Raw genomic sequence first — 10,953 nt, forward strand, 5'->3', positions numbered from 1 at the left:
CCCCGCACTAATCGACAACCACCGCTCCCTCCACTGAATTCGAGTCGACTGACTCACAACCAGACTGGCGAAGAGGGAAACCGGTGGTTTTTAGGCGATTCTGCGTCTGCTCGGCGAACTTAGGTGACCCACTCCGGCTGTTGCGCGGTGTCGACCGCCGCGAAGTCCTTATGCGCGAGTCCGGCCACGCAACCGCCGTCGACCACGAACTCCGAGCCGGTCGAATAGCTGGACTCGTCACTGGCGAGGTAGACGACGAGGTTGGACACTTCTCGCGGCTCGGCGATCCGGCCCAGCGCGGTCTGGAAGATGTCCTCGGGAACCCATTCCGTCATCGGCGTCTTGATGAGGCCGGGATGGATGGAGTTCACCCGGATTCCGCTCGGCCCCAACTCCAACGCGGCTGACTTGGTGAGGCCGCGGACACCGAATTTGGTTGCGGTGTAACCATGGCACGCGATCGTCCCGGCCAGTCCTTCGATCGATGAGATGTTGATGATGGAACCACGACCGGCTTCCTTCATCGGCTTGGCGACGGCTCGAATACCGAGGAACACCCCGGTCAGGTTGATGTCGAGGATCCGCTGCCATTCGGAGAGCTCGTAGTCCTCGATGGTGCCGATGTTGATGATCCCCGCGTTGTTGACCAGTATGTCGACGCCGCCGAATACGTCGAGGGCGGTGGCTACCGCGGCCTCCCACTGCTCGGGCTTGGTGACGTCAAGCGAGACGTATCGGCATGAGTCGCCGACTTCCTTGGCTACCAGCTCGCCCTCATGGTCGAGGATGTCGCCGAACACCACCTTCGCGCCCTCGTCCACCATCGCCCGCACGTGCGACGCGCCCATTCCGCGCGCGCCGCCGCTGACCAGTGCGACCTTTCCCGCCAATCGTCCCGTCATATCGTCCTCCGGCTCGTTGGAATGCCTTATGTTCTCAGCCCGGTGATCGCCGGTTTGCCGGGGGTGGAGCGGTGCGCCGCGCCGAGACTTAACTGGCTGTCATGCTCCTCGGCGCGTCGTGTGCGTGATGTAAGTGTCGCAGCGCAAGGGCAAAGCGCTCGGTTATCGCGGCTGGGCCTGCGCCGGGGTAGAGTTAGCAAACATTGTCGACGCGGCCTGGATGGGGTGAGTACGTTGAAAATCAAGGTGGGCTCGAGGATGAGAACCTATGTTTCGCTTAGCTTTTCAGTCGGAATCCTCGTTGCGGCGGCCGTTGTCGTGTCCGGGGTGTCCGAGCCGAGGGCTACCCCTCCGCAGTACGCGCTGATCTCGACGGCCACGCCGCCGGCCTCGCCGGCAATCCCGTTGCCGCCGAATGACCAGGGCTACGTCCGTGTGCAAACGAAGTCGGGATCGACGAGTTGTTCTATCAACGCTGAAGTGGTCGCCTGCCGAACCAACACCAACAACTGGCCCACCATGCCCGACGGGCAGCACTATCCCGTCGCCAGTGTCAACGCCGATGGCGAATTCCATTGGGTCAATGCCGATCTCGGTCTGCTCGAGGGCAAAGTCACGATCGACTATCAGACCTACAGCGCGCAGGGCTGGACCATCGTCGCCAGCCCGGACGGCACGAAGTTCACCAATGACCGTACCGGCCACGGCATGTCCGTCAGCACGCAGAACGTGACACCATTCTGAGCCCGGGCCGCAAGACCGCGCGCTGGCTCTGTGCCCACGGCGCAAACATGCGAGTAGGGCGCGCCGGCGCTGAATCAACGCTGGCTTCCGCGAGAGAGGACCCATGAACACCAGCTCCCGCACCTACGTCGTCACGGGCGCCGCATCAGGTATCGGCTTGGCGACGGCGCGGCGCCTGCTGGCCGACGGCGCTGCCGTCGTCGGCGCCGATCTGACGTCCCCGCCCGACCTCGGTTCTGGGTTCACATTCGTGGCGGCCGACGTCACCGACGAGGAGGCCGTCGCGGCCGTGTTCGACGCGGTGCCCGGCCGCCTCGACGGCGTCGTGCACTCTGCCGGCGTCGCCGGCGGCGGCCCGGTCCATCTACTGCCACGCGCCGAATGGGACCGGGTGATCGGTATCAACCTCACCGCTACCTTTCTGGTCGCAAAGGCCGCCCTGGCCCGAATGATCGAGCAACCCCGGATCGACGGCGAGCGCGGCTCGATGGTCACCCTCGCCAGCATCGAGGGCCTGGAAGGTACGGCGGGCGGCAGTTCCTACAACGCCGCCAAGGGCGGCGTTGTCCTTTTGACCAAGAACATCGCGCTCGACTACGGGCCCAGCGGCATTCGGGCCAACGCGATCTGCCCGGGCTTCATCAAAACGCCGATGGCCGACAGCGTCTTTGGGATACCGGGGATGGAAGGTCCGGCGGCTTCGATCACCAAGGAGCATGCCTTGCAGCGGCTGGGTCAGCCCGAGGAGATCGCGGCCGTGGCGGCCTTTCTGTTGTCTCCCGACGCGTCCTTCGTCACCGGACAGGCCATTGCCGTCGACGGCGGCTACACCGCCGGCCGCGATCACGGTGTGGTCCGGCTGTTCGGCCTACCCGAGTGACACCGATCGCGAAGTGGTAGGAAACAGCAATGACTTCGATATCGGAGACAGCAGAAGTGAGTGGTCAGGTGGTTGCGCTGGCCCGAGGGATGCGAGCCGTGGTGCGCGCGGAGGCCGCCGAATCCGAGCGGATACGCACCCTGACTGACGCGATCGTCGACGAGATGTGGACCAGTGGGCTGATGTCGGCGTTCAATCCGGTCGCGGCCGGTGGTGTCGAACCGTCGTTCGCCGAGATGATCGAGACATGGATCGAAATGGCTTGGCAGGACGGCTCATTCGGGTGGATCGGCATCGCGAACCTGCCGTCGTCGTTCGCTGCCGCCGCATATCTGCCCGACAACGGGTTTGCGGAAGTGTTCACCGCCCACGACAACCGTGTCACGATGGGAGGCCAGTTCTTTCCCAACGGCCAGGGACACACGGCCGACGGCGGGTATCGACTGAGCGGATCGTGGAGCTTCGGCTCGGGTATCGGCCATTCGCAGTACGTCGCCGCCGGGTTCTTCCCGATGGACAACGGCGAGATGCGGTGGATCAGCGAAGGCATTCCCGACATGCGGGTAGCTGTGCTGCCGCGGGCCGAGGTTTCATTCAACGACGGCTGGCATGTACAGGGGCTCAAGGGAACTGGCTCCTACGACTACAGCGTCCAGGACGTCTTCGTTCCGGAATACCGCACGTTCGCGCTGTTCACTCGTGAGCCGTACCGCGGCATGTCGCCGGCCACCCGCATGGGGCTGATGCCGGTGACGGCCGCCGGTCATGCGTCCTGGGCGCTCGGGGTGTCCAAGAGCATGCTCGACGATGTCGCCGAGCTGGCGGCGACCAAGTACCGAATGAGTGACATGGCGGCGCTGGCCAGTCGTCCGACCTTCCAGAAGGGGCTTGCCCAGCACGTCGCGGCATGGCGCGCCGCGCGCCTGCTGGTGCTCGACGCCTTCACCACTGCCGAGGCTGCGGTGGCCGCCGGGGAGGACCTGACGCCGACCTTGCGAGCGGACATGCGCGTGGCCGCGATCCACGCCACCGATACGGCGCGCGGCTGCGCGGAATGGGCCCATCTGGTCGCCGGTACCAGCTCCATTCGCGAGGGCAGCCGCCTCGAACGCGCGTTCCGCGACATGTACACCGGAACCCAGCACGCGTTCATCAGCGAGAAGGTGGCGATGGATGTGGCACAGGTCTGGCTGGGAATTATCGAGGATCAGTTCGGGCTCTGAGTTCGCCGGCCTAAGCCGGCACCTGCTTGGAGCCGCGGCCCAGATGACGGAAGCCTGCGCATGCCTTCTTGAGACCCAGCGCGTAGGGCAGCGCGCTGGACTCGAACTTCAGCCTGGCTGCCAGCTTGGAGCCGAAGCCGGACTCCGGCACCACGGGTGCGATCTCAGACGTGGCCAAGTCGATGTAGTGCGTGGACGTTTCTCCGATGCCTTCGAAGTGGTGAACGAGCGGCAGGCAGAGACCGCGGAAGTGCTCATCGAGGCATTGCGCCACGACGTCGGTCATCAGGACGTATTCCGCGACCGGCACGTCGTTCTTCAGCATGCGGTGCACGAGGATGACGTCCACGCCGGCCAGCTCGACGAGGCGCTTGACCTTCTGCTGCGCCACCTCGCCCTCGTGTGCGACGAACTTGAGCGACAGGCTGTCTAGCTGGGCACAGCTCGCGCAGTCGCAGGCGATGTCTTTCCGCATCCTTTCCCGGCGGGCGAGAAACGACCGGCGCATGTCTGAAAGGCGTTCGCACACCAGGACTTTCGCATTACCGCCGGGCGCCCAGAAGAAGGCGGCATCGCCTTCCAGCTTGGCTAGCTTCAGTCCCTTGCCGGCGTCTATCACCGACTCCAGCAGGTCGGCCACCGTCTGTTGAGCGTGGGCCAGGTGCAACCTGTTCCACTGCATGTAGTTCGTATATCCGCCGATGTCTGCAATCAGCAGAACGGCTCGTTGGATGGCCATGATTTCCGGAGTCTAGCCAGGTCAGGTCGCTTGAGCGGCGGATTGCGGGGATCGAAGATCGGCTCGGTCGCCACATGCTTCACTCCAGCCTCGCCGCGGACGGCGCCATCCGGTTCCGAAAAGCGCTAGCGCGGGCGATAGCAATTTCTGGAACAGACAGGCCCACCGCCAGGGGCCAGTGTGGCGGATGTGACGAGCGCCCGTTGCAACGGTGGCATCCTTGCTTTATGGGCTTGGTGTTCCGCCTGGTGGAGCTTCTGCTGATCATCCTCCCGCTGGCCGGGGCGATCGTCGCCGCGCACAGGGCGTTCACTGCTTTCCGAAGAGGCCAGCAGGCGAGCGGGACAGAGCCCGACGAAAAAGCCGCTCCTGCGTCGCAGGCAAAAACAGGGAATCAGGCCGCCCAATGGGCGGCGATCAAACGCGTTGTCGAGGAGCACCGGCGAACGGATTCGCGGTGGCTGGACTACGAACTCGACGCGGCCAAGCTGCTGGACTTCCCGCTCATGACGGACATGCGCAACCCTTTCACGACGGGCTTTCACAAGGCCAAGCTCAGGGCGGAGATGCTGCGCCCGACCAGAGCCGAAGATCTTCTCGACGACCGCGAGGCCGCCGATCAGTACTTCGCCGCCGTCGAGGAGTATGTCACCGCGTTCAACGTGGCCGAGACTGAGGCAATTCGTCAGCGCCGCAACGAGTTTACCGAGGAGGGGCAGCAACGGATCGCCCGTGCGCAGAGCCTGCTCCGCGTGGTATCGGACAATGCGGCGACGGCACAGGAGCGTCAACGCGCGTTCGACCTGGCCCGCAAAGAACTCGATGGGCTGATCGTGTTGCCGTCGTTGACGCAAGCAAGAATCGAGCGCGGCATCGCCGGCGAGCTAGGCGGATAGCCGTCCATTACGGACCAGCGAGCAGATGTAAACCTCGGCACGCATACCATCAGCGCATGCGCGGCTACAAGATCTTGATCACCGGACCGAGCGGTCAGGTCGCGGCACCGATCGCCCGGGCGCTGGCCGCCGACAACGAGGTGTGGGGGATCGCCCGGTTCACCGACGCCGCCGCGCGCGCAAATCTAGAGCAGGCAGGTGTGCACTGCGAGGCGGTCAACCTGGCCGCCGGCGACTTCACCGCGCTCCCGGACGACTTCGATTACGTCCTCGACCTGGCGGTGGCCAAAAGCGGCAACTGGGGCAAGGACTTGGCGGCCAACGCGGATTCCGCCGGCCTGCTCATGAGCCACTGCCGCGGCGCCAAAGGCTTCCTGTACTGCTCCTCGACGGCGGTCTATGACCCTCCTGACGACGAACCACGGACCGAGTACGCCGCCCTGGGCGACAACCACAAGGTCGTGTTTCCGACCTACTCCATCTCCAAGATCGCGGGGGAGGCCGTGGTCCGGTCGACCGCACGGGTGCTCGGCGTACCTACCACCATCGCCCGGCTGAACGTGCCGTACGGCGACAACGGCGGGTGGCCGTACTACCACATGGAGATGATGCTGGCCGGCATTCCGATTCCGGTGCCGCCCGGCGGTCCGGCCCGCTACAACCCCATCCACCAGGACGACATCATCGCAACGATCCCGAAGCTGCTCGAGGTGGCGTCGGTCCCGGCGGTCACGGTCAACTGGGCCGGAAGCACGACCGTCTCCCTGCAGGAGTGGTGTACCTACCTCGGCTCGCTGATCGGTTGCGAGCCGACGTTCCGGGAGGACCCGCAGGCACTGAGCGGAGTGCCCGTCGATCTGACCCGGATGCGCGAGCTCGTCGGCGGCACCGAGGTGGACTGGCGTGACGGGATCCGGCGCATGGTCGCCAAGTTTCATCCGGAGCTGGTCAGCGCATGAACTGATGGTTGATAGGGGCTGGGCGCGAACGCTCAGCGCGTCGAATTCGATTGATAGGACGGATATGTCGAGAACGGTGGTGATTGGTGCGTCGAGCGGGCTAGGGCGCTGTATCGGTGTCGGCCTTGCCAAACGCGGTGCCAATGTTGCTCTGCTCGCGCGTCGGCGGGAGCGGCTCGAAGCAGCTACGCAGGAAGCCGGGGAGGGCGCGGTCGCCGTCGAATGCGATGTGACCGAACAGGATTCGTGCCGAGCGGCGATCGATGCCGCTGCCGACGCGCTCGGCGGCATCGACAACCTGGTATATGCCTCCGCTATATGCCCATTGGTGCGCATCGCCGACACCGATGCCGAAATGTGGCGAAAAGTATTGGATACCAATGTCATCGGTGCTTCGCTGGCGACGGCTGCGGCGGTACCGCACCTGGCGGCGTCCGGCGGTAAAGCGGTCTACCTCTCGTCAGATTCGGGCACCTACGGCCCGCCATGGCCGGGCTTGGGCGCGTATGGCGTCAGCAAGGCGGCGCTGGAGAGACTTGTGGAGGTGTGGCGCGCCGAGCACCCGAATATCGGCTTCACCAACCTCATCGTCGGAGAGTGCGCGGGCGGCGAGGGCGACTCGATGACGGGAATGAGTTTCGACTGGGATCGCGAGCTTGCCATGAAAGCGCACCCACTGTGGATGGCGCGCGGCTGCATGCCGGGAAAGCTGATGCCGGTCGAAGATCTCGTCGAAGTGGTGCACACGATCTTGCGCACCGACGCGGCAACGTCTATGCCGGTCGTGGTCGCCAGGGGTGCTTCGGCGACTCCGGCGGGACTTCTGGACACCTAGGAGACGTCGATGTCCGAGCGGCCACGCGATATCAGAGAGCTGATCGACGACACCGAGGCTTATCGGGACGAGCTGCTGCGCCGTTGGACCGGCCTGCTCAGCTACCGCTATATCGGTCGCAATCATGCGTCGATGAATATCGGCGAGGTTGACGACACCGTTCGCATCCGCCGTGACATGCGTAACGAGGCCGGCGGAATCATGGTCGCCCCGTTGGCAATTGCCTCACCGGAGGGGTGCCAGACCGACATGGTCGCGGTGCCCAATCCGGTGATCTCCTCGGTGCAGATCCTGGATCCGGGCTTCGACGTCGACACCGTCCTGGTGGTGGGTTCCGGCAACATCCACCAGGGCAGGACGATGGGCTACGGCCGTTGCCTGATCGTCGACGCGGACAACACCGATCGCGTGATCGCCTTCATTCAGGGGCAGGGCGCGGTCATCGGTCAACCACCGCCCGGTCTGGACAAGATGGATGTCAGCGGCACCGAGCTGGTCATCGAGGATTCCCCGGACCTGCCGCCGCTGTGGCAGGCGTTCGGCGCATCCAGGCGCGACGACGGGCACTGGGTGATGCCTGAGCTCACCCTCGAGGTGGCATCGCCCGACGCCGCGCTGCATATCGGGCCGCAGCACGTGTTGCTGGAGACGGCCGCGATCGATCTGGCCGCAGAGCAGGCGGGTACCAGGAAGCTGCAGGTGCAGAGCTGGCACGTGATGTTCATGGCGCGCGGCAAGGTGGGCCCGTTTCGCGTCGACGGGACCGCCTACCGCGGCGCCGACGGGTGCATCGGGGTGCGCATGCTCATCCACGACGAAGGCAACGACGACCGTCCCATCACCGCCGGCTCGGCGCAGCTGGTGCGAGCAGACGACCAGGTCGCCGCCGGCCAGACCGACAGGCGCTGAGACCTCGTGTTCGGGATACTCCGAAAATGGTCTCAGCTGGGCAGCCTGCCGGCAGAGCTGCGCGAACAATTCGAAGCCGAGGGCGTCATCTACCTCTCCGGCAGGGTCGGGGTGAACCGCCACTTCAGCGGCCATGTCCCGGGCGTCTATTCGGCGTCCGGCGTCGCCCGCTATCGCGGTGCGTTCGCGTTCAGCAAAACGCGGATCGTCGCAACGTTCCCGACGCGCGCCGACCCGGCGATGCGCTCGGTCGACTGCGGCTGGGACAGCAGAACCGGACCGGCGCGGGCGTCCATCACCGACAAGGGTCTCTCGATAAAGATCGACTTGCCCGCGGTGGACCGCGTGTTCAGCGGCACGATGGAGCTCAACTACAAGAAACACATCGACGACGAGGTTCTGCAGCAACTGCCTGCCAAGGAGCTTGCTTTCCCGCTAGACCCCGTGTTCGTCTACCGTGCCGCCGGAGTTCGTCCCCCCAAGTAACTATGCGCGGGAGTAGACGCAGAGTCGCGCAAATCCGCACCGATTTACGCGATTTAGCGTCTGCTCGCCACAAGTTCCTGCACTGCGCGGCCCATCCGCGTCACCGCCTCCACCAGAATCGCTTGCGACGTAGCGATATTCATGCGCACATGCCCTACGCCGCCTGTGCCGAACGCGTGGCCCGAGGTCAGTAGGACCCGAGCATGGTCGAGAAACCAGCGCGCCGGTCCGGACAGATCGGACACCACCGCGATGCCCTCGGCGGCCTGTTCGTTGAAACCCAGTTGCCGACAATCCAGCCATGCCAGATATGTGCCCTCCGGCCGTTGATACCGTACACCTGGGAGATGCTCGGTTACCAAGTCGCCCAACAGTTTTCGGTTCGTGTCCAAACCGTCCAGCAGCGCGTCGAGCCAGGCACTGCCGGTGCGGAACGCCTCGGTGTGCGCGATGACGCCCAAGTGACTGGGGCCGTGGCTGACTTCCTCGGGCATCCGCTTGAGGTCGGCCGCCGATTCCGGACCGGCAACGGCCAACGCTGCCTTCAGCCCGCACAGGTTCCACGCCTTAGAGGCGGATATCAGGGCCAAGGCGTTCTCCGCGCCCGGGACGGTCAGATACGGCGTGAACCGCGCACCGGGTAGCACAAGCGGAGCATGAATTTCGTCCGATACCACCCGGACACCGAATCGGCGGGCCAAATCGGCAACAGCACTCAGCTCCTCGACCGTGTGCACCGCACCGGTCGGATTGTGCGGATTACACAACAAGTAAGCCACTTTCGCAGCCGGCCCACCAGAACTGCGGGCGCGCGAAAATGCTTCCTCCAACGCCGCCAGGTCAATTCGGCCGTCGCCACCAAGCGGCGCTTCGACCACCCGTCGGCCGTCATGCGATACGAACGCGTAAAACGGCGGATACACAGGGGGATTGACGATCACCGTGTCGTCGCGTTCGGTGACCAGACGCAGCATCTCGACGACACCGAGCATTACGTCGGGAACGATCGCGGTTCGGCTGACCGCCAGATCGTGCCATCCCCAGCGCTGGGAAGCGAATTCGCTCACGGCTACGGCATAGCCTCTTCCGTATGGGTAGCCGGTATCGCCGATATCGACCGCCCGATGAAGCGCGTCGGCCACCGTCGGCGCGAGCCGGACGTCCATCTCGGCAACCCACAATGGCAACACATCAGGTGCGCACGCGCGCCACTTCATGCTGCTGCGTTCGCGCAGTTGCTCGACCGAAAGCTCCTCGAAAGGATTGACCGCTCCGGGACTCACGAGCAACCACTTTAACCGCCGACGAACGCGCCTTTCGGAATCGTCAGGGGCAGATCCACCGAACTGAGCAGGCCGGGTGCTGCGTCGACGACGTAGGGGACGGCGTTGACGACGCGCATCGCGGTCGCGACCATGGCGCCGGCCCCCGAACTCATCCCCGGGATACCGGCCCGACGTGGATCCTTGAGTGTCGCGGCCAGCGTGCAATCGATGTCGGGATCGCCGCTGATCACGATGCGGTACGACAGATCGCCGATGCCGGTGGGCCAGTCGGGGGCGACGTCGTGCGCGAGCCTGGTGACGTGCTCGATGACGATGGCGTCGCGGCCGTCGACCACCCCGATCGCCTGCATACGCAGTGCGCCGCAGGTCCCGGCCTCCACCGTGCCCATCGCGACGTCCAGCGTCCGGTTGGTGACGGCGCGCTCGAATCCCTCGCGGACTTCGGACACCTCGACGCCGAGCGCGTCGGCGATCAACCGGATCTGGCCCTGCCACTCGCCGGCAATCGCACCCGGAAAGCCGATCCATGGCTGGTAGTCAAGCGGCCGGCCGAAGCCCAACGCGTCGCTCATGATGTCGGGCACCCCGTAGTCGTCGTACAGGCCGATCTCGAACGCGTGGATCTTTTCGATCGTCGACGACTGCGTGGACAGCACCAGGGGCAGGTAGTCGGCGGCGAAGCCCGGTTCGATTCCTGACGCATACAACGACACCTGGCCCTGCTTGGCGGCGGCGGCCAGCTGGTCGCGCCATTCGGCCGGTTGGTAGGCATGCGGGTTGACCAGGCGAGTAGTGCTGGTGGTGACGACGTTGATTCCGGCTTCGAGCAGCTTGACGTAGTCGGGGATGGCCAGCGCATCGCGTTCGGGGCCGCTGGCCGCATAGATCACGCAGTCGGGCTTCAGTGCGATGAGCGCCTCCGCGTCATTCGTGGCGGCCAGACCGATCGACTCGCCGTTGGCTAGCTCACCGGCGTCCTTGCCGACCTTCTCGGGCGAATGCACCCATACGCCAACGAGTTCCAGATCCGGTCGGCGGCCAATCGCGTCGATCGCGATCGATCCGACTCCCCCGGTGGACCACACCACGGTACG

General features: G+C 65.0%; 12 protein-coding genes. 8 read left to right on the top strand and 4 right to left on the bottom strand.

Features of this window, described 5'->3' with window-relative positions; all coding sequences use genetic code 11:
• Window positions 1–119: 119 nt before the first annotated feature.
• On the bottom strand, window positions 120–902 hold the full coding sequence (locus tag A5791_RS24775; protein ID WP_067242767.1) for an SDR family oxidoreductase: 783 nt from the start codon (window positions 900–902) through the stop codon (window positions 120–122).
• 258 nt (window positions 903–1,160) lie between these two features.
• Here A5791_RS24775 and A5791_RS26630 point away from each other — a divergent pair, with 258 nt between their 5' ends.
• The 3 genes from A5791_RS26630 to A5791_RS24790 all read left to right on the top strand — a co-directional run bounded on the left by A5791_RS26630 (window position 1,161) and on the right by A5791_RS24790 (window position 3,749).
• Entirely contained in the window at window positions 1,161–1,646 is a 486-nt protein-coding gene (locus A5791_RS26630; RefSeq protein ID WP_156661600.1) for a hypothetical protein, read from the top strand.
• A gap of 103 nt (window positions 1,647–1,749) precedes the next feature.
• The gene (locus tag A5791_RS24785; protein ID WP_067242769.1) at window positions 1,750–2,526 is read left to right on the top strand and encodes an SDR family NAD(P)-dependent oxidoreductase; all 777 of its coding nucleotides are present in this window, start codon (window positions 1,750–1,752) and stop codon (window positions 2,524–2,526) included.
• 29 nt (window positions 2,527–2,555) lie between these two features.
• Entirely contained in the window at window positions 2,556–3,749 is a 1,194-nt protein-coding gene (locus A5791_RS24790; RefSeq protein ID WP_067242771.1) for an acyl-CoA dehydrogenase family protein, read from the top strand.
• A gap of 10 nt (window positions 3,750–3,759) precedes the next feature.
• Here the strand turns inward: A5791_RS24790 and A5791_RS24795 are convergent, their stop codons facing one another.
• A complete protein-coding gene (locus A5791_RS24795; protein ID WP_067242773.1) occupies window positions 3,760–4,488 on the bottom strand; it encodes a DUF2652 domain-containing protein in 729 nt (242 codons plus the stop codon).
• 227 nt (window positions 4,489–4,715) lie between these two features.
• Between A5791_RS24795 and A5791_RS24800 the strand changes: the two genes are divergently transcribed.
• The 5 genes from A5791_RS24800 (at window position 4,716) to A5791_RS24820 (ending at window position 8,573) form a co-directional block, all read left to right on the top strand.
• Window positions 4,716–5,384 (top strand): hypothetical protein, encoded by a 669-nt coding sequence (locus tag A5791_RS24800; RefSeq protein WP_067242776.1) that lies wholly within the window; start codon window positions 4,716–4,718, stop codon window positions 5,382–5,384.
• Window positions 5,385–5,440: 56 nt separating this feature from the next.
• Window positions 5,441–6,343, top strand: coding sequence for an NAD(P)-dependent oxidoreductase (locus tag A5791_RS24805; protein WP_067242777.1), 903 nt, complete (start codon window positions 5,441–5,443; stop codon window positions 6,341–6,343).
• Window positions 6,344–6,419: 76 nt separating this feature from the next.
• Window positions 6,420–7,178 carry an SDR family oxidoreductase gene (locus A5791_RS24810; RefSeq protein WP_197504772.1) on the top strand — a complete coding sequence of 253 codons (759 nt, stop codon included), beginning with the start codon at window positions 6,420–6,422 and terminating at the stop codon, window positions 7,176–7,178.
• A gap of 9 nt (window positions 7,179–7,187) precedes the next feature.
• On the top strand, window positions 7,188–8,087 hold the full coding sequence (locus A5791_RS24815) for a hypothetical protein (protein ID WP_067242781.1): 900 nt from the start codon (window positions 7,188–7,190) through the stop codon (window positions 8,085–8,087).
• A 6-nt stretch (window positions 8,088–8,093) separates the two neighbouring features.
• On the top strand, window positions 8,094–8,573 hold the full coding sequence (locus tag A5791_RS24820; RefSeq protein ID WP_067242783.1) for a hypothetical protein: 480 nt from the start codon (window positions 8,094–8,096) through the stop codon (window positions 8,571–8,573).
• Window positions 8,574–8,626: 53 nt separating this feature from the next.
• Here A5791_RS24820 and A5791_RS24825 read toward each other — a convergent pair whose 3' ends face one another.
• Both A5791_RS24825 and A5791_RS24830 read right to left on the bottom strand, forming a co-directional pair.
• The gene (locus tag A5791_RS24825) at window positions 8,627–9,790 is read right to left on the bottom strand and encodes a MalY/PatB family protein (RefSeq protein WP_067242787.1); all 1,164 of its coding nucleotides are present in this window, start codon (window positions 9,788–9,790) and stop codon (window positions 8,627–8,629) included.
• A gap of 77 nt (window positions 9,791–9,867) precedes the next feature.
• Window positions 9,868–10,953 (bottom strand): dihydrodipicolinate reductase (locus tag A5791_RS24830; RefSeq protein ID WP_231996005.1); only part of this gene is annotated, 1,086 nt, incomplete at its 5' end.

The sequence above is a fragment of the Mycobacterium sp. 852002-51163_SCH5372311 genome (assembly GCF_001667115.1).
Taxonomy (GTDB): Bacteria; Actinomycetota; Actinomycetes; order Mycobacteriales; family Mycobacteriaceae; genus Mycobacterium.